Origin of the sequence: Sporosarcina soli (assembly GCF_042655805.1) — a bacterium.
Taxonomy (GTDB): domain Bacteria; phylum Bacillota; class Bacilli; order Bacillales_A; family Planococcaceae; genus Sporosarcina; species Sporosarcina soli.
The window spans coordinates 311,315-332,749 of sequence record NZ_JBHSNO010000015.1 but is presented as its reverse complement, the minus strand read 5'-3'; the positions used below and the strand labels follow the sequence as shown (position 1 = coordinate 332,749).

The window sequence follows — 21,435 nt, the reverse complement described above, 5'->3', positions numbered from 1 at the left end:
AAAAGCCGATCGGTACACGGTCCAACCCATTGCCATTCGATGATACGATCGATCTCCCCAGTAATATACATGATTAATAAAGAAGGACGCAGCGATATCGTATTATCCAATCTGGTTTAATTCATTTCATCGGTGCTTGGAAACATATCCACTACCCAATGTGACGTAAGAAAGATCCGGGAAAAATAATAAGTATAATTGGGATATTTGTGACTAGTTTGACTATATGTAACAGGAAATGTATAATTCGTTTTGTAATTGTAATACTTTACCGGGGGTGTATGAATGCGAAGAAGATGGCTCGTTTCGTTATTGTTGGTGTTGGTATTGATTCTTCCGCAACATATTGTTTTGGCGGGAGAGATGGGGAAAAAGGAGAAAGTCGGAGAGGTGACGATTCTTCGGGATTCTTACGGAGTGCCACATTTGTACGCTAAAAATAAACAAGATTTATATGAAGCGTATGGCTATGTAATGGCAAAGGATCGTTTGTTTCAGTTAGAGATGTTCCGTCGAGGGAATGAGGGGACCGTTTCAGAGATTTTCGGAGAAGCTTATTTATCTAAAGACTTGCAAACGAGACGTGATGGCTATACAAACGAAGAAGTTGAAGCAATGCTTGCAAAAATAGACCCGAAGTACGAGGAATTGATTGCACAGTTTGCGAAGGGAATTTCCCGATATGTGGAGGAAGCGTTACATGATCCAGAGGAGAAGCTTTCGAAGGAGTTTCACGACTATGATTTTCTTCCGCGAGAGTGGACTTCCACCGATGTTGTCCGCTTATTTATGGCGTCTATGACGTTCTTTATGGATAATCACCAAGAATTGACGAATGCTAGATTGCTAGCGGACTTGGAAGAAACCTTTGGAAAAGAAGTAGCACGCGACATGTTCGATGATTTAGTGTGGGTAGATGATCCGGAGGCACCGACGAGCATTCCGACCGAAAATAAATCAAAGAATCGTTCTTCTTCTAAAAGTATGCAAACGATTTCATCCGTAGCTACGAATGTTGCTAAACAGTTGGACAGGGAACGAGAAGAATATGTCCAAGCGTCTGAAGAGTTAGGTTTGCCACTTTCTGTAGGAAGTAACGCAATAATTGTCGGGGCGGATAAATCGAAAACAGGAAATGCGTTATTAATGAGTGGACCGCAAGTTGGTTTTGTTGCACCAGGATTTTTATATGAAGTTGGACTACACACTCCGGGTTATGACATGGTAGGGTCAAGTTTCATCGGGTACCCATTCATCATGTTTGGTGCTAATAATGATTTTGCTTTTTCATCAACGGCTGGTTACGGAAATGTCGTCGATCTATTTGAAGAAACAATTCATCCACAAGATTCCACGAAATACTTGTATAAGGGCGAGTGGAGAGAGATGGAGAAGAGAACGGAATTGATTAACGTGAAAAAGGATAATGGCGAAAGCGAAATGATCGAGGAAGTATTTTACCGAACAGTACATGGTCCAGTCATTAGCATAGATGAAGAACAACAGATTGCTTATAGTAAAGCATGGGCTTTCCGCGGAACAGAAGCGACAAGTATGGCCGCGTTTATGGAGGCGAACTTTGCTAAAAACCGCAATCAGTTTGAACAAGCTGCTAGTAAATTTACGATGTCGCTCAATTGGTATTATGTGAGTAAAAATGGCGACATTGGCTATTACCATGTCGGAAAATATCCAATTCGAAATGCACAAATCGATGAAAGAATTCCAACTCCCGGAACAGGAGAGTATGAGTGGGAAGGGTTCTTACCATTCAAAGAGAATCCACAAGTCGTGAATCCGAAAAATGGCTATGTCGTCAATTGGAACAACAAACCAGAGGCGACTTGGAGTAATGGCGAGAATAGCTTCTATTGGGGCGAAGATAATCGAGTGCAACAATTCATTAACGGAATGGAAGCGCGAGGAAAAGTTACGTTGGATGACTTAAATGATATTAATCATCATGCTAGTTTTGTAGCGCTACGTACGAATAAATTTAAACCATTGTTAATTGAGGCATTGAATAATCATAAGGGCTCGAATGCGAATTACGGAGTTTTGATCGAGGAACTTGAGAATTGGAATAACTTGAAAGAAGACACAAACAAAGATGGCTACTACGACGCTGCAATTGCAACGTTTTTTGATGAATGGTGGAACAATGTGCATGATGCCTTATTTGAGGATCAGCTTGACGGTTTTTCCGAAATAACGAATCCGATTACGAATCATCGTTATGGAGGCTCTTTAGCATATCGACTCTTGAATGAGGACGAGACAAACTATCAATGGTTGGAGGAATCTTCTGAACAAGTAATACTCGCTAGTGTTGAAAAAGCGTTGGCAACGTTAGAAGAAGAAAAAGGGCAAGATGTGGACAGCTGGAAATCTGAAATCAAGAAAATGACGTTTGGCCACGAATCGCTAATTGCGGTTCCACATAGTAATGGACCTGCACCTTCCGTCATTGAAATGAATCGCGGTAGTGAAAATCATTATATTGAAATGGCCCCGGGTGGACCGGTAGGCTTTAATATTACACCGCCTGGTCAAATTGGATTTGTGAAAAAAGATGGCACGATTAGTAATTATTACACGGACCAAGTTGAAATGTATGAGAACTGGGAATTCAAGCCGTATTTATTTAAGAAAAAAGATGTAGAAAATGCGATGATACACAGCACTAAATTACAGCTGAATTAAGATAAAGTCACCAAAGATCGCCACGATTGTGAAATGCGCAAGTGAAATTCAAAATCGTGGCATAATTACTATTACAAGGCAGGGATGAGTTTGAGAGAGTTAACCATTCGTGAACTGATAAAAGGATATGAAGCGAAGTTGTTTTCACCGGTTGAGGTGACGAAGTATTACTTGGATCGTATTCATGAGTTTGAAGAATTGAACGCTTATATAACCGTTAACGATCGCCAAGCTTTACAGCAAGCTGAGATTTCGGAGAAAAAGTTTTTGTTCGGGGAAGATACAGGAATTTTGGAAGGCATTCCTTTGTCATATAAAGATAATTTATTCACAAAAGGATTGCGAACGACAAGTGGTTCCAAAATTGACGAAGCGTTTGTACCGGAGCTGAATGCGGGTATTGTGGATGTGCTTCAGCGTGAAGGTGCCGTGAATGTAGGGAAAACGAATTTGCATGAATTTGCATTTGGGATTACGACGAATAATCCGTTCTACGGTCCGGCAAAAAATCCATGGAATTCCGAATATACTCCGGGTGGTTCGAGCGGTGGATCGGGAACAGCAGTAGCGGCTTCTTTATGTGCGGCTTCAATTGGCACCGACACGGGCGGATCGATTCGTATTCCAGCGGCAGCTTGTGGAGTCATTGGATTAAAGGCAACTCGCGATTTAATTCCGGCGACGGGTGTGAAAAACATTTCGTGGACGCTTGATCATGTCGGGCCGATCGTAAAAACAATGGACGACCTCGCAATCATGATGGATGCGGCGACAGGTGATGATTATTCGCTGTTTTTGGAGGAAGACATTCGTGGATTGCGAATTGGTGTGCCTACGAACTATTTAAATGAAAAAATGGACGAAGAAACAGCGGCCCTTTATCAACAATCGCTTGAACAGTTTACATCTATGGGCGCGGTGTTAGTCGAAGTGGATATACCGTTTACAGACGAAGACCGTGATATTATAACAATTATAGCGATGACAGAAGCAGGTTTTGTTCACAACGCCTATATCGATAAACCTGAATCGCAATTTGGAAGAGATGTTGGCGCTGTGTTGAAGGCAAGTCGCGATATTTCCGCATTACGTTATTTACAGGCGTTGAATCGGAAGGAAGAACTAATTCACGAATTTGAAAATTTATTTTTACATGTAGATGTGTTGGCCTCACCTGTAACGCCGACGACGTCAAAAAGAATTGGCAAGGAAATGGTGCATTTGGGGGAGGTTCCTGAAGATGTATTCAGTGCCATGACGCGTTATCCGGCCATGTTTAATTTGACTGAACAACCGGCCCTCTCCATTCCAATTGGATTCGGCGCGAACGATTTACCAGTTGGCCTTCAACTTGTTACATCTTCGTATGCAGAACCTGTTTTAATAAGAGCGGGTTATGCTTACGAAAAGAACTTTTTGCAAGAGTTTTATAAAAAACGAGCAGAGATGGAGAAGGTTTTGCAAGGATAACGAAGTATGTTCAAAGGCCATGAGTTTTATGCTCATGGCTTTTTTCGTTGAAAAATCACGTTCAAATGAGTTTACTACTTGCCTCCTTACCGTCAGGTAAAGGAATGGAAACGTTATGGTCTGCTGATCAATGATAAAAATTTATTGAACTGGGTTATTCGCACAACAGAAGATTGCCTTTCTCCTGTTTTCGAGTTTATGAAACAGCCATTGACGGCTAAATCTATGCTACACGTGGATGAAACCTATACCCATATTATCAATCGATCAGACGGTAAATCGGGTCAGTCTAACACCTATAATTGGGTTTTCCGTAGCGTATCATGCCAAGGACCAACGATTGTTCTTTTTCAAAGTTCTCTATCGAGAAGCCGTTCTGTATTAGAAGATTTCACTGTGAACTTAAAAGGTACGATTATATGTGATGGCTATTCGTCGTGCGCACTAAAAGGTGCGCTCATTTTTATATTACGGGCTTACTGTCATGTAACCTGGTGTCCAACAAAAACTCCTTCATCCTGAAAATCCTAAGATAGTGCGAGTGTGGAAAAATAAGACCATAAACAGGATTTCACAAGGCCGGAGGAACTGTCACACGGAAAAACCATCATACTTCTATCAATTTCTTGAACCACTATCGAAAGAACTCACATACGTTGCACGTGAGCAGGAAAACAGCATATTCACAAGCCTACGTACCGTGCTGACACATGCGAAAGCCTTCGTTGAAAATATATTGCAACAAGTGATCAAAGCGGAAAAGCAGCCCGACGAGCCATGGGCGAATTTGAAAGAACGATTCGAAAAAGGCTATTTAACGCCTGAAATTCGAGACGCCCTACATCATATCCGCCAAATTGGCAACAAAGCAGCCCATGATGCACGGATGTTCCGTAACAAGCCCGGGTGCCTGTGCAGAACATTATTCAGTAAATACACTACAATTGTATGAAAAAAGAAAGAAGCCAACCGAATCAACTGCCGATTGGCTTCTGTACGTATTTCAATGAATGCCAAAACTCTTGATACAGCAAGGGTTTGGGCGTTTTTAGTGTCATGTAGTTTTGATGGGTTTTAAAAACTTGACAGAAGTGTAAATGTGGAGTAAAATTCCTTAGCGGCAAAAATGTTATTGCGAAATAGCTTTTTGAATTTAATACTAATAATTTGAATTAAGTAAAAGGTTGGTGTAAAAATGAGAAATCTAGTAAGTAAAAAAGATCATCTTTTAAACAACTTTTTAGGTATATATTTATTAGCTGTTTTGATGTTATGGATTAAAACATACATCACTCAACTATCACAATTTGAACTAGGTGTAGAAGGACCTCTTCAACAATTCCTTTTACTAATAAATCCATTAGGTTCAGCATTGCTATTTCTAGGGTTTTCATTTTTATTTAAAGGAAAGAAAAAATATACAACACTAGTTGTAATTTACACTCTTATGTCTATTCTTTTATATGCCAATGTGGTTTATTATCGATTTTTTAGTGATTTCATTACCTTACCTACAATTTTCCAAACGCAGAACTTTGGAGATCTAGGTGGAAGTGTTCTTTCTTTAATAAAACCTTATGATATCTTGTTCTTTGTGGATGTATTTGTGATTTTTTACATGCGATTTTCAAGGAAAATACAAAAAGAAACAAACCATTTTGGATATAAAAAAGCAATAGCAATTATTGCTTTTGCATTAGTCGTATCAATCATAAATTTAGGACTAGCTGAAGTTAGTCGTCCACAACTATTAACTCGGGGTTTTGATAGAAACTATATTGTGAAATATCTAGGAATGTATAACTATTCGATTTATGACTCAGTAGAAACTATGAAAGCATCATCACAGAGAGTTCTGGCGGATAGTGATGATATTACAGAAGTGATTAACTATACAAAATCTAACTACGCCGACCCTAATGCAAAATATTTTGGTGCAGCAAAAGGAATGAACGTCATCTATTTACATTTAGAATCATTCCAAAACTTTCTTATCGACTACAAATTAAACGGTGAAGAAGTTACACCATTTTTAAATTCATTAACAAAAGATGAGAACACTATGTATTTCGATAATTTTTTCCATCAAACAGGTCAAGGTAAAACTTCCGATGCAGAATTTATGCTGGAAAATTCTATTTTTGGGTTACCACAAGGGTCTGCTTTTATTACAAAAGCACAAAACACGTACCAAGCAGCTCCTAGTATTTTAAAAGATTATGGCTATACATCAGCTGTGTTCCACGGGAATAACGGGAGCTTCTGGAATCGAAATGTAATTTATAAATCATTTGGTTTCGATAACTTTTTTGATGCTAGTTATTATGACACGAGTTCATCAAAAGACATGGCTGAATATGGTTTGCTAGATAAACCATTTTATGAACAATCTGAACGTCTTTTAAGTTCGTTACCACAACCTTTTTATACGAAATTGATTACGGTAGGAAACCACTACCCGTATAAAATAAATCAAGACTTAGTAACAATAGATAAAGCCAATACTGGAGATGTAAGTGTTGACGCTTATTTCCAAACAGCGCGTTATACAGATGAAGCGATCAAACAAGTCTTCAATCAATTAAAAGAATTAGGCTTATATGATAATTCGATGATTGTTCTTTATGGTGACCATTATGGTATTTCAGATAATCATAAAAAAGCGATGGGACAAGTCATGGGAAAAGAAATTACACCTTATGAAAGTGCTAATTTACAACGCGTACCATTATTCATACATGTTCCTGGAATGCAAGGTGGAACCAACCATACGTATGGTGGCCAAACAGACCTTCTTCCAACGTTATTACATTTACTGGGAATTGATACGAAAAACTTTATTCAATTTGGTTCAGATTTATTATCAGAAGAGCATAATGAAATTGTTCCATTTAGAAATGGCGGTTTTGTGAGTCCTACGATTTATTCAATTAATGGAAAATTTTATGATAATAAAACAGGCTTACCACTAGATGATAGTCAATTGGAGTTGGCAAATTCGATCAAAAAAGAAGTGGATTATAAATTGGAGCTTTCTGACAAAGTCGTGAATGGTGACTTATTGAGATTCTATACGCCAAAAGGATATACTCCAGTTGATCCTTCTCAGATCAATTACAACAAAGATGCGAATGCAAAATCTAACTAATATGTTACGTTAGACGAACATATTGAAGTGACGCCATTAGGAAATGAAATAAAATTTAGGTACCAGGTTCCAACACGATTTTGAATTGTGTTGGAACCTGGTATTGTTTTTACAACTCCCCATTCAAGCATCTCGCTGATTTCAGGAAAACTTCTTCGGTTAATCTTTTTCTGCTTTTTATTAAAATTACTCTCCGCCTTATTTTCAGTGAGAAATTCCATAACCTTTCGAGTGCCTGTCGACCATACAGTTTCTATCTGTAGGTTGGCAGGCCTCTTTATTTTTTGTCGGATTTTGCTTTTATTATTCTACATTCCCAACGTGAAAAAAATAGTTGTCCTCAAGTTGTCCACTTTTGCGATTGAATTGTCTATATAAAGGGTGAAAGCATCGTTCGTCTAAGCATAAGACGTCGTACTCAATTTCAAAAGACACTACGAGGGGGATTTTTCATGCATTTATTAATCAAAGAGTCACCGCTTCAAGTGATTCCATCACTTGCCGTGCAAGTGGGATTGAATGAAGCGATTTTACTGCAGCAATTACACTTCAGATCGCTCATCTCGACGCATGTTCGGGATGGGCATAAGTGGGTTTACAAAACATATGACGAGTGGAAAAACGAAGAATTTCCGTTTTGGTCTGTCGATACGATCAAAAGGGCGATTCGTCGACTGGAAAGTAGTGGCTATATTATTTCCACCGCTTCGTATAATCGGACGAAAATGGATAAAACAAAGTGGTACCGCATTGATTATAAAATGCTGCAATCGCAGTCGGGGCAAGATGCGACATCGACAACAGCATCATCAGCTCGAGAGGAAGTGCAAAACGCCCCCTCTCTAGAAGGCAACATGCCCCTAGCAATAACTAAAAAGAATAAAAGAATTAAAAAAGAACCTGTCGAGAACAATCTCGACGTTGTGTCTGTGATTGAATACTTGAATGACAAAGCAGACAAACAATTCCAGCCGTCTTCGAAGGCAACAGCACGTTTAGTGCATGCACGATTCCGTGAAGGGTACACAATGGCCGATTTCAAGAGGGTCATTGATACGAAAGCAAATGAATGGCGAGATCATCCACATTGGCAGAAGTATTTACGTCCATCTACGTTGTTCAATGCAACGAACTTTGAAAACTATTTGGAAGAGTCGAGGAGGAGCGTCTCGCCAGAAAGCGTTCCACCAAAACCACTCGAATTGGACTTTAGCGAAGGGGAGGCGTAAGGGATGGAACGTCATGAGCAGATTGAAAAAAGCGTGTTAGGGTCAATGCTCTCGGAACCGTATTTAATCGTCGATGGCGGAGTGAAACAAGACTTTTTCAACAGTCAAATCCACAAAAATATTTTTGATTGCATGCAAGCGTTACTGGCGAAAAAACGTCCCGTTGACTATGTGACACTTCTGACGATGATGGCGCCCGAAGCACTCGGCGGCGCGAATTACTTGGCAAGTCTCGTGAATTTTGCAAGTCCGACAAAGTTTGATCAGTATGTGGACATGATGCGAGAAGCATGGAAAAACCGTGAGAAGAACAAAATTCTGATTCAGGCACAAGAGGGGGATTGGGAAATCGGTGCAATCCAACAAGCGTTCGAGAAGTTGGAAAATGAAGGTCATGCAGGAAGCGAAACGAGCATTAAAATGGATTTGGTACGGATGGGCGAAAGGCCTTATGAAGAAATGCTACATGTACCTGGTGTTCCGACAGGATTGAACGACGTCGACAAATTGCTCGACGGCTTCCAACCTGCCGAACTGATCGTCATCGCAGCAAGACCGTCGATGGGGAAGACCGACACATTGAACCATTTTGCACTACATGCCGGATTAGCAGGATATAAGCCGATCATTTTTTCGCTGGAGATGAGCCGAACGTCGATGATTGACCGTTTCATCGCCATCATGGGCGGCTATAACCGACTGCGTATGCGGAATCCTTACACGTATTTCACGGACAAACAAAAAGCGAATTGGCTCCCAACACTCGCGAGATTGAACGAAGCGAATATTCATATCGATGACAGCGCCGGACTGACCGTATCTCAAATGCGTGCCGTAACGAGAAAAATAATGCATACGGAGCCGAAACTCAAACCGATTGTTTTCATCGATTATTTGCAAATTATCCGTAGTGAATCCAAGAGCCATAATCGTACGGAAACGATCGGACAAATTAGCAACGAACTAAAGCAAATGGCAAAAGAATTTAACTGTCCTGTCATTTGCCTGTCCCAACTGAATCGCGGCGTCGAAGCCCGGGACAACAAACGCCCCATTATGAGCGATTTACGCGACTCGGGCAATATCGAACAAGATGCGGATGTGATCGGTTTTTTATATCGTGACGATTATTACAACAAAGAAACGGACAGGCCCGGCCTGTTAGAAATCAATATCGCAAAACATCGTAACGGACCCACAGGAACAGCAACTATCCGTTATGTGAAAGAAACAGGCATTCTGCACAATATTAAATGGGATTAACTTGATTCAGCAGAAGTCCTCCACTTTCATAAGTGGCGGGATGAATGCCAGAAGGCAGATCAATCAGAGGGAGTCCAAACTCCCTGTAGCTGACGCTTCGCTTTCAGTACAAAAAGATTTGCTGATTAGAAGAACTCAGGCTAAGTTCGCCGCGTCCTGAATGAAAGTGCCTTAATTTCTGCAAAAAACGCAGAAATACGGCAAATCAAACCCTTCGCTGTTTGATTGGCAACGCCTGAGTGGCCAACATCCTGTTGGCCCAAGCCTCCGGCGGATGTCACAGATTTTGAAAGGAGTTAATCGCGCTTATCTAAGTGCCTTAATTTCTGCAAAAAACGCAGAAATACGGCAAATCGAACACTCCGCTGTTCGATTCGCAATTCAAAATCTGGACGCAATCACGCCGAGGCGTGATTGATCTAAAGCACAGGGCGTTCGGCGTCAAGACGATAAAGGAAGAGGGTGGAGTGAAGATGGTAACTGTACAAGAAGTGCTAGATTTAGCGATTGAAATGGATATGATTCATTTGGCACACAGAATTTTTTGGGCAATTACAAATGGAAAAGTACAATTGAATGACGATTCCAAACGACTCGACACCATCGACTATGACGATGAAGCGATTTCGATAATGGCCGAAGAAAATAGGTTAAGCATCGGCAAAATCAAATTATACGTCGCCGAAACGAAGGAACCGGATCGCTTCGCATTTTACTTTAGTGAAAACGTCTTAGAGGCACAAGCGCTCCACCAAGACCTCTTCCGGGAAACGCCAAAACGATTAACGAATGCATCCTCTTTAATGAAGAAACTTTTTCATTTCGCTGAAACGAATACCGAGGAGATCCTTTACTTCCATCGCAACAAAGTCGTTGCCTATCCGTATTATTTGGGGCATGCATGGGCGGGGGAGAGGAAGCTGATAAAGAACAAAGTTGGATTGTATCATGTGAAATAAGGATGTTTAATCGAAATCAGCTGCTAAATCTGTAAACCGAAACCTTCCTCAGTAGATACGGAGCCGAACAACAAGCCAACATCATGAGTGGAATACCGGATAATCTTGTAGGACTCCACAAACATGTCAAACAGTTTAGAGAAAAGAACGACGAAACCCTCTTTGAAGAACTGGAGCTATTCATCGAAGAGGAGAAAGTGAGAAGAAAACTCGTACTCGAACGTCCAGGCGAACTGTTTTTCTTCTATAAAGAGGACTATATTGTCGTGACAGAAGAACTATCGAAGATTCCATTAACTGCCGAAGAATTCACAGGAAGCTCAAGCCTTCTTAGACAACTGAACGAAGATCAGATTGATATGGTCGGGCAATTGACGAAGGAATTGGTGATTTTGCGAAGTATGAGAATGTGGGGAAGTTATTTGAGCTGTTGAAGTGGAGGAGGTAATGGCTTAATGCAATAAGTGTTGTTTCTAGTTATACTTTACTTAAAGATGAGAACTGTATAGAAGTAAAAATATAGAGTACCAGGACCTAGCGCATTTTCGAATTGTGTTGGAACCTGGTACTGTTTTTATTTACAATAAACAATGCTTTTGGGAGTATAGTCTTGCAGGAAAAGTAGAACTGTAAGACAATGGAATCAATGAATTATTTTAAAATGTAGAATTAACGATCAACTAAGTTTTTAAAATATTGAATGCTAGTTGATTTTCAGATGATATTTGGAGAATCATCTATTAAAAAGTAAAAGTTGGTGTAGTTATGATCATATACGAATCTACAAAAGAACAATTTGTAGGCGATGTTGTCAATGAACTCCTTATTGATCGGCTTTACAATTCTTATCAGAAGAAAATAGGGCGTACCTCCAAAGCTGAAATCCGCTCTTGGGAGCATTCATTGCAAAAAATGTCCAATGTCATGCAGGATGATGAAATTCCAAATGACGCGGCGGTTGCGATTGAATTTAATATCCCCAACACCTCTAAACGAGTTGATTTTCTAATTGCCGGCAATGATGGCAGCCAAGATCACGTCGTCATTGTCGAGCTAAAGCAATGGGAAGAAGTTGAAAAAGTAACGACGAGAGATGCAATTGTAAAAACATATGTAGGGAATGGGAACCGTGAAACAACCCATCCATCCTATCAAGCGTGGTCATACGCGGCTCTTATTGAGGACTTTAACGAGAATGTACAAGAAAAAGAAATTCAGTTGAAGCCTTGTGCGTATTTACATAACTATAGAAAAACCGATGACGACCCTCTGACAGATGTCCATTATCAAGCTCATCTCGAAAAGGCTCCTGTATTTACAAAGGGGGAAATCCAAAAACTTCGTGGATTTATCAAGAAGTTTATTCGAAAAGGTGATCAAAACCACCTGATCTACCAAATTGAAAACGGAAGAATCCGCCCTTCAAAATCCTTGCAAGACGCGTTAAATAACATGCTGAAGGGAAACGAAGAGTTCATTATGATCGATGAACAAAAAGTGTTCTTTGAAGAGGCATTCCATCTTGCCATGGAAGCTGTTAAAACAGATACGAAACAAGTAATGATTGTGGAAGGGGGCCCCGGTACAGGAAAATCTGTATTGGCCATCAATTTATTAGTGAAATTAATTGATCAAGGGCTTGTCACGATGTATGTGACAAAGAACTCCGCACCACGACATATTTACTCCACAAAACTCAAGGGTGATTTCAAAAAGTCGCATATCGATAACCTATTCAAAGGTTCCGGCAGCTTTACAGAAGTGGACAATAATGAATTTGACGTACTAATCGTTGATGAAGCACATCGTCTAAACGAAAAGTCCGGCATGTTCCGAAACAAAGGCGAAAACCAAGTGAAGGAATTAATCAAAGGCTCGAAATTCACGCTATTTTTTATCGATGAAAACCAAAAAGTGACTTTAAGTGATATAGGCAGCGTCGACTTAATCAAACACTACGCCAAACAATTCAAAGCAGATATCATTTCCTGTGAACTCACATCCCAATTCCGCTGTGATGGATCTGACGGGTATATCGCATGGCTAGATGATGTACTGCAAATTAGAAATACAGCCAATATGAACGACTTGGGCATGGATTATGATATCAAACTTTATGATGATCCAAATGAAATGCTTGCGGAAATTGAAAAGTTGAATGAAAGAAACAATAAATCCCGTGTGATGGCCGGATATTGCTGGGAATGGCCAAAGAAAAACCGACAGGACGTCAATCACCATGACATTACCATCCCGGAGCACGATTTCGGAATCAGCTGGAATATCGAAAACACCTGGGCAATCGAAAATTCTTCCGTTAGAGAAGCCGGTTGTATCCATACGGCGCAAGGGTTGGAGTTTGACTACGTCGGCGTCATTATCGGGGACGACATGCGCTTCGAGAACGGCCAAATTATTACAGACCACACAAAGCGCGCCAAGACAGATCAATCATTAAGAGGAATAAAAGGTATCGCAAAGGTTGACCCGGAAAAAGCACATAAGTTGGCAGATCCTATTATCCGTAATACGTATAGAACGTTAATGACACGGGGGCAGAAGGGATGCTTTGTTTTTTGTACGGATCCTGCATTGCAGGCGTATTTGAAGGAGAGGTTGGAGAAGGTTACGGTGTATCGAAGAGAGAGGGAGGAGATGTTGTATTTGGTGGATGAGGGGGAGGGATATAGTTAAGGATGAGGAAAAATCTATTATCAAAGCGATTGTATCAATTGGTAATAGAGTGTTCTACAACTACATTATTTTAAATGTTAGTTAAGACAAACCATCCGTTAGGGATTGAGAAAACGGCAGAATCTGAATCTTTACATTGTAAAATCCTCCAGGCTACTTCGGGATCAATTCCCCGCCTTGAAAAAGATATATTGGGGCAAAAATTATGGGCAGGAGGTTACTTTTGTGCCACAGTTGGATCAGTGGATGAAGAAACTATTAGAAATTATAACGCAAACCAGTTTAATGAGGAAAAGAACGACGTATTTTGGATTGACAATTGAGTTTAGTCAAAATTTTAGTTTGCTTAGGCATTAGAACTTTGAGATGACTTCAGTCTTAATCAGCGACTTTAGTCGCCGACATTTTATGTCACAAATCCACCTCCCTTAGCAGGTGGTCGTTTAAGGAGAATATGAGCATTGGCTGGAACTTCTAGGAGTCTGCGAGAGCCTAGGTGCAGATTACTGTACGGAGACCGTAAAAGAAGTATGGATATCCACCTGATTTTCAGAAGATTGCTGTGGAGACTTGTGAGCGGGCGGATTTGATGGCGGGGGAATTTGGTATGAAAAATCTGCCGATCATTGTTTGAAATAGATAATTGCCTACACCTTCTCTCACCAAAAAATAAAATGATTAGATGATATGATTAACTAAAGTTTTAAAAGATGTTACAAGTTATTCTTCATAGAAAACCGAACTAGTGTTGATATACCAGTGTTTTAAAAGACACAATATAGGTGCATGTATATTTAAAAAGAATAATAATTATATAAGGGCAGTGTTACAAATTGAAATTAAATAAATACGATCTTTTTATACAATCTTTGTTTAAGAATAAAGAACAGTTTTTTTCTGCTACGGAGTTAATTGAAATTCTATCCGAAGAATTCAAAGCTACTCGTAATTATGCTAGACAATTGATCCATAGAGCTGCGAACGACAGTAAGATAATTAAATCGAGTGCTCCATTTAGTTTTGTAAAAGGACAATACTTTTACATGCATCCCACTGTAGGTATAAGTCTAAATACACTTGTTGAAATTAGTAAAAAGTATAGAAAGCCTTTATTTAGATTACTTTTACTACTAAAGATAAATGAAGGAATTGTCTCAATGTATGAAGCAAGAAAAATAACAGCAACGCCTGTTACTAATAAAGAAAAATATAAAACAATTTCATTAAGAGGCCGATGCAGAAAGCGGTTTTGTAAAGTGCTATAACTATTTTAAGAATAAATTGAATGATTTAACGCTTGATAGTATTTAATAATGCTAGCTTATTTTTATATAGAAATATTCGTGAAATAGGAGGGTCTACATGACAACGCCTGGAATTGGAGATCCATATTGGTATGAATGGTATGTTGGTTTAGAACAGGTAATAAAAATGTTAAATCCAGATAATGATATTGAGTACGTTATGTTTCAATCGGATATTCATGAAACGATTGATGATGTCGTTGTTGGATATAGTGATAAAAAAGAAATTTGTTATCAAGTTAAGCATGAAATAGGTGATCAAGGTAAATCTAATTTAACATTTAATAAACTAGTAGAAAGCACCACTAATTCTAACGGAAAAGAAAAAGTAAGTTTAATTAGGGCATTAGCTTTGGGATGGAAAGAAGCCTCAAAAAAAGAAGGGAAATCTATACTTCCAGTACTGTATACAAACCGAAAATTAGGACCTAATAAAACAACTAGAGTATTTAATGGGAGGAAATACAGTGCTTTATCTTTAGCTACATTTATGGAAAGTATTTTAGAAATAATAAAAAATGTAGGGTCACTTGATAGTGTACAACAAGAGCTAGAGGGGAAAGATTTATTAATACAATGGGAAGAATTTAAAGCCGCAATAGATGATGACTTAATAGTGGTTGATTTTTTAGGGGAATTAGAGATAAAGTCCAGTGAAGGATCACTTGAAGAACTAGAAGCAGTGATGGTTAATTCTTTAGAAAGAACTTTTAAATGTAATAAAGCCATTGCAAAAAACTTGTTTGAAAAGTTATGTTCAAAATTAAGAATTTGGGCAACTACTAGAAGAGAAAATACTAAGATAACGGTTGAAGATGTCTATGATGCCCTGTCATTGAATCATGATGTAGAACATGGTGAGCATGAACTACCATATCCAACCCCCTTTTTTAAGAGTAGGAAAGCATATGCAGAAGAGATTATAAAAATTGTAGAAGACGAAGAGAGGAAAGTAGTATGGGTCTCAGGTAACCCTGGTAGTGGCAAAACAAGTTTGATAAGCTACCTACAATTGAAACATAACTTATTTACAGCTAGATATCATACATTTAAGCCTATTTCTCCCGAACAAAAATACTATAATAACGATGCAGGTTTATGTAGTAAAGAATCTTTATGGAATGACTTACTAATCCAATTGAGAAAAAAATTAAAAGGAAATCTTCATAGGTATAGTATACCGGTTATAAATGCGTTGTGTACGGTTGAACAGATGCGTCATGAGGTATTGCGTTTATCTGAAGTACTTTACGAATTAACAGGTACAAAAACTGTAATTTGTATTGATGGAATCGATCATGCTGCAAGGGCAAATAATGAAGTAACTTTTTTGAGTGATTTGTTTAGGCCAGAAGAAATTAGAAAAGGTGTAGTTTTTATAATTGTAGGTCAACCCGCGGAATTTTATGAAAGTTATCCGTTATGGTTAAAAAAAGAAACGGATTCAGTAAAGCATTGCATTGTACCAAATTTAGAACGGGATGATATAGAAAAACTACTCGATGAAAGCGAAATTAATTATAATATCCAAAATGAAATATTAGCTGAATTTGTTTACGAGAAAACGCAAGGAAACAATTTATCGGTGGTCTTCGCTTTAGAAGAGGCGAAACAATGTAGTACTTTGGAAGAATATAAAAAAATACTAGATAGTAAACATGTTAGTGATGATATTACAAATTACTACAGTTACATATGGAAATTCGTGGCCGACTTTTTAAATTCAAAATCTTTAGGAATAAATTTTCCGGATAAATTATTAGCAAGTCTAATTATTTTATTGAACGGTCGGTTAGATACTGAGGTTTTGAAAGAAGCTATACAGATTGGTTTAATGAAAGAAGATTGGGAAGAATTATTAGAGTTATTATTTCCTCTTATTCAGAAAGTGAATGCTAACGAATATGCACTCTTCCACAATGATTTTAGGGTGTTTTTAACTTCCAAAAATAGCGAAGGACCCAAATTTAAAGCTATTGCATTACAATTGGCTCAATACTATATTTCAGTAGGATTAAATCATGATAGCTTAATAAATACTATACCTCTATTAATGAGTGCAGATAGAAGGGATATGATACCATCTGTATTTAATACGGATTATATTGTTCATTCACTAGCAAATGGAATTTCTAAAAAGACGTTGGAAGAACAAACGATTCTAGCATATAAGGCAGTTTTAGAATCAAGAGAATGGAAAGATTTCCATAGTGTTTATTTAGCTGTTTTCACATTATCACAGCATCAACGGTACTTTGAGCACTTTGATAAAAAATATAATACTTTAGATAAGTCTTATGTTAAAAAATTAAGTCCATTTGAGTTAAGACCTGTAGAAGTTAACACACAAAATATTGAAATATATAGAGATATGTTTAAGTTTTGCTTAGATTTATTGTATCTAAAAGATCCTGTTTCAAAGGTTAGAGCAGTATCAACATATAATTTATGGACTAAAAACTGTACTCCTATTGATTTTGTGAATTTAATAGAAAACGATAAAAATCTTTATGATAGATATGTAATGGAGCAAACTCTAAAATTTTGGGGGATATTAGCTGCTAAGCTAAATAATGAATATATAAAACTTAGGGATGATCTGGATTTTAAAAAATTCACCAATCAACAATTGAACTTATTAGTGACTTTTAACGATAGTTACTTTAATTACTGTATAGAACAGTCAGAATCGATTAAAGCTTTGGAAGTAGTAAATGAAGGCGGGGTTACTCTAACTACTATTAAAGAGAATTTGCTGGATTTATTCTTAAACAAAAAAAGTACTGAGTATATAGAAATGATTGAAGAAATGACGAAGAAGAATGATCTATCAAAAGGGGATTTATTAGAATATGTATGTTTGATTTTCAATGAAAGAGAAATTCCATATGTAGATATATCATCTATTGAAAAAATAAATTATATTATCGATGATACGAATTTAAAAATGGTTATTATAGCTATGATAGCAGGGTATCAATCAGTTCATAAGGATCTATTAGTGGAATTAAATAAAGTAAATGAACTTATAACAAATATTGATAGAAAAGATCGCGAATATGATTATTTGAAGATATTGATGAGACATTCATTCATACTAGGGAGAATAATAAGTGAAGGTAGATTAGGTATAAATGGGACAGTACAACAAAGTGTATTAATCAAAAGTTATGAAGACTTTTTGGAATATGGAAGGCAGCACAATTCTTTTAATTCTAGAGATAGCCTTAAAATATTATTGTTCATTTCTTTAAATCAAAATAGGTTATTAAATACTTTAGATAATCAAATATTAATACCATTTCTAGAAAATCATTTGTTTGAAGTTAAACAACTGGGAATGTTTTATAAGTCAATAATTTTGGATTATCTAGTAGAGGATAATAGTTTAGGAATAGTTAAGAACTATCTAATAGAGCTATATGGAGAAGATGGACAAAATCTCTTTAAAGAAGGAAATTTTGAAGAAACGCATAACAATTTCGGTGGATATTTGAAAATTATCAATCCTTCTCTTTATCTAGAAATAACAAATAAATTAAAGTGGGATGTTGTAGGTTATTCAGATCATAAAGAATACGCCCTTTGGCCATTGGTACAGTATTTTGAAAAAATGGTTGAGATAAATAATAATGAATGGAAAAACAGGGGCCTTGCTCTTTATAAGATATCTAGTATTGTTGAAAGTAAAGGGAGTAATCGAGCATTTTCAGAAATTCAAAGTCAAATTAGTAAAGCTGCAGCTAAGGATAATATACAAGATGTTTGGGAATTAAGATGTGTAGATGAAGATTATCGTTTTTCGTTAGATTTAATTTATGAGGAGTTATTAATTTTATTTGAAAATATTAATGATGTTCAAGATTTAAAGATAGGTTGGATGTTTGGCTGTAGCATATTATCTTGGTACAATTCGGAAGATAGGATCAAGTTAGGAAATCTTTATAATACATTTATATCTAAAGGTAAGGAACTAGGTATAGAAACTATAGAGGCTATATTAAATGAAATATCGCCTCAACATGTGAAAATAGCTCTGAAATCTGAAAAGAAATCATACTCGAGTTCAAGTGAATGGGATTATAATATTCGATTAGATGAGGAAAACAAAGAGATTACGGATATTTTTTCTAATTTAACGGCAGATGAAATCGTTAATTTTTTGAAAACTAATAGGAGTTCAATGTTTCGGTGGAAATCATTAGAAATAGCATGGGATATTATTGAAAGTAGAAAAGAACTTAATAGTAAAATGGTAACCCAAATCAAAAATGTTACGCTATCTAAATTGGAGACATATTCTTGGGAAAACTCAGGAAGTGAAAAAATAATAAAAAAACTTTTACCAATGTTGAACGAAGAATTGTTGTGGGAACTGGCCAAGTATAATTTAATTAATTTTAGTGTAGGTGATAATTACTATACATTTAAATCAAATATGCAAGTCATAATATCGCTCTTGGTAGGAGAGGTATCAAAAGAATATGTATTTGATATATTTGATGAAGAGTTAAAGTGTCATGAGAAATGGATTACAGGGTGTAATCATATTAATTTTGAATATGAAATTGCAACTCAAAATTGTCAGCTCCCAAAACCTAAGAATTTTCTTGAGTACACTATAAATATTCTCTTAGAGCAAATAACAACAAGAAATATTCACAGGATTGAAATGGCGTTATTTGGGTTCGACTTGTTAGTAAGATATTCTTCCAAAACTTTTAATTACTTATCAAAGGTGTGGAATGTCTTACATAGTGAACAAAAACAATTTGTGATATTCATGATGGAAAAATGGAGTGAAGAAAATCTGCAGGATATTGAGGCGTTATACCCCCAACTTTACGCAGAGTTTTTTAATACAAATGAATTGGATAAAAAAATCCACTTGTATTTCATACTTTTGAAGAGGTATGATGCTTCGGAATTGGAATGTTTTGATATTAAAGAACATGCAGTACCTATTGAATATCACCGGAATAACAATTTCCCAAAAGTGTTTGATAAAAGTAAAATAAGTATAAGTGCGTCAAGGTTTTTAAGTGCGATGGAAATGCTAAATGGAATTAGTAATGATGATATTGGATACTATATAAAAATAAATAAAGAAAAAGAAAAAGAGAAAGAGAAAGAGAAAGAACATCATAAAAGACGGGGAAGTCATGTTAGAGATGGAGATTCTTTACTTTATCCATCTAGTTATTCAGAACTTGATATGAAAATTTTATATGGTGAAGAAGTGAAAAAAAGATGGAACAACATTCCAATTGGATACAAAGCACAAACTTTGTTAAATATGGACGACCCTTGGGTGATTAGTAGAGTTCCAATAGTTAGTCATGATCCAGAATGGAGTATTGAAGAAAAACTTAGCAGTTATATTGAAGAAGGGCAATTATTAAGATGTAAACCGTATTTAAAAAAGTTGTTATATAAAGATACTCAAGATGAAATGCTTGTAATAGGAGGCGCCATCTGGTTCCCTATTAAAGAAAAAGAAGGCATCATTTATTTAGAATCAAGTAAAGTAATATCTAAGGATATTTTAATAAAGGGATATGATATCAAAAAAGCAATTAATTCTAGATCATTTATAATTAATGGTTTTGATTCTATGACAGAAATGTTTGAACTGGAAGATGAATATCTAAATGGCCAAGGAGTATCTTTGGTTAATGAAATTATCGGAACAAGTATATTTGTATATGGTAATACTATGTTATATCCTTCAGCATTTATTATTGAAATGCTAGAATTGAAACCTATTAATGGTAATTCATTAAGATGGGGAAATTCAAAGGGGGAAGAAGTTTTATACTTTGAATCATATACTAACCCAACTAGGGATACTAATAGAGAACACTATTATAGGCAGCCTATAATGGGTAGATGGCTAGGCAAAAAAACTTTGATAGAACAATTATTAACAGATTTAAATTTAAATATATTTTGTGCAGAAAAAGTTGAGCCTATGAATGATAGATATATTTGATTATCGACTATTCAATAAAAATATTTAAAGAATTACTTTTGTAGAAAGTTGTCTCCGTAAGCGATTTTTATTAAACCTTATTAATTCCTTTGTAAGAGCTATTTTTGACCTTCTTATAAGCCCTTAAAACGTTGATGTAATAAGGTTCTTCAGTTTTGTAGACTGAACACCCGCCGTCTCCATAGATTTTGAAAAACAGTAAAGATAAGAAGCACAAATTCTCTGTATGGAGGATTTGTGCTTCTTTTTTGTGTGAGCATTTGAGAATTCTTGTTCGCATTACATAGTTTAAGTGATAGAATGGGAGGTACTGCGACATACGGCGGATGGGAGGTTGGAACGCCCTTGTTATAAAGTAAAGGCGCGGTTGCCACGTTCTGTGGCAATGCCTGCATGACCCACATTGTGTAGGCAAGTGTTACCAGTAGATTGGTCGCTAGAGTGGTGGCTATTTATTTAATTCATTACTTACATTTCTAGAGGACACAGAAAACCGAATCATAAGTAAGGAGAAATATTCCTCATTAAACGTTTGTTGGGCATGGACACTTACCTCGGATGACAGGGGTGAAGGAACGGCCCCTCCTCATATTGCAGCTAAACAGCTATAGTCCATACTGCTTGGTCTTTGTGAATTTAATGTTTTTATGTCTACTTACTGTGTTTCGAAAGA

The 21,435-nt window shown here is 36.9% G+C and carries 12 protein-coding genes and 1 pseudogene; all 13 read left to right on the top strand.

Going from position 1 to position 21,435, the window contains the following annotated elements; genetic code table 11:
• Window positions 1-285 precede the first annotated feature (285 nt).
• The 13 genes and pseudogenes from ACFPRA_RS20550 to ACFPRA_RS20490 all read left to right on the top strand — a co-directional run bounded on the left by ACFPRA_RS20550 (window position 286) and on the right by ACFPRA_RS20490 (window position 20,762).
• Entirely contained in the window at window positions 286-2,703 is a 2,418-nt protein-coding gene (locus ACFPRA_RS20550) for a penicillin acylase family protein (RefSeq protein WP_381438855.1), read from the top strand.
• Window positions 2,704-2,793: 90 nt separating this feature from the next.
• Complete coding sequence (locus ACFPRA_RS20545) at window positions 2,794-4,173, top strand: amidase (protein ID WP_381438853.1); 1,380 nt, start codon at window positions 2,794-2,796, stop codon at window positions 4,171-4,173.
• Between the two features lie 75 nt (window positions 4,174-4,248).
• Window positions 4,249-4,611, top strand: a pseudogene (locus ACFPRA_RS20540) (IS66 family transposase); the annotation flags it as partial.
• Window positions 4,612-4,714: 103 nt separating this feature from the next.
• On the top strand, window positions 4,715-5,125 hold the full coding sequence (locus ACFPRA_RS20535; RefSeq protein WP_381438849.1) for a DUF4145 domain-containing protein: 411 nt from the start codon (window positions 4,715-4,717) through the stop codon (window positions 5,123-5,125).
• Window positions 5,126-5,368: 243 nt separating this feature from the next.
• Window positions 5,369-7,321, top strand: coding sequence for a lipoteichoic acid synthase (ltaS, locus tag ACFPRA_RS20530; RefSeq protein WP_381438847.1), 1,953 nt, complete (start codon window positions 5,369-5,371; stop codon window positions 7,319-7,321).
• Window positions 7,322-7,773: 452 nt separating this feature from the next.
• Window positions 7,774-8,550 carry a conserved phage C-terminal domain-containing protein gene (locus ACFPRA_RS20525; RefSeq protein ID WP_381438845.1) on the top strand — a complete coding sequence of 259 codons (777 nt, stop codon included), beginning with the start codon at window positions 7,774-7,776 and terminating at the stop codon, window positions 8,548-8,550.
• Between the two features lie 3 nt (window positions 8,551-8,553).
• Entirely contained in the window at window positions 8,554-9,813 is a 1,260-nt protein-coding gene (locus ACFPRA_RS20520; RefSeq protein ID WP_381438843.1) for a replicative DNA helicase, read from the top strand.
• A gap of 473 nt (window positions 9,814-10,286) precedes the next feature.
• The gene (locus tag ACFPRA_RS20515; protein WP_381438841.1) at window positions 10,287-10,772 is read left to right on the top strand and encodes an immunoglobulin domain-containing family protein; all 486 of its coding nucleotides are present in this window, start codon (window positions 10,287-10,289) and stop codon (window positions 10,770-10,772) included.
• 83 nt (window positions 10,773-10,855) lie between these two features.
• On the top strand, window positions 10,856-11,206 hold the full coding sequence (locus tag ACFPRA_RS20510) for a hypothetical protein (RefSeq protein WP_381438839.1): 351 nt from the start codon (window positions 10,856-10,858) through the stop codon (window positions 11,204-11,206).
• A gap of 331 nt (window positions 11,207-11,537) precedes the next feature.
• Window positions 11,538-13,466 carry a DNA/RNA helicase domain-containing protein gene (locus tag ACFPRA_RS20505; RefSeq protein WP_381438837.1) on the top strand — a complete coding sequence of 643 codons (1,929 nt, stop codon included), beginning with the start codon at window positions 11,538-11,540 and terminating at the stop codon, window positions 13,464-13,466.
• A 74-nt stretch (window positions 13,467-13,540) separates the two neighbouring features.
• Window positions 13,541-13,789 (top strand): transposase, encoded by a 249-nt coding sequence (locus ACFPRA_RS20500; protein ID WP_381438835.1) that lies wholly within the window; start codon window positions 13,541-13,543, stop codon window positions 13,787-13,789.
• Window positions 13,790-14,299: 510 nt separating this feature from the next.
• On the top strand, window positions 14,300-14,731 hold the full coding sequence (locus ACFPRA_RS20495; RefSeq protein ID WP_381438832.1) for a hypothetical protein: 432 nt from the start codon (window positions 14,300-14,302) through the stop codon (window positions 14,729-14,731).
• 97 nt (window positions 14,732-14,828) lie between these two features.
• Window positions 14,829-20,762 carry an ATP-binding protein gene (locus ACFPRA_RS20490; RefSeq protein WP_381438830.1) on the top strand — a complete coding sequence of 1,978 codons (5,934 nt, stop codon included), beginning with the start codon at window positions 14,829-14,831 and terminating at the stop codon, window positions 20,760-20,762.
• The last annotated feature ends 673 nt before the right edge of the window (window positions 20,763-21,435 follow it).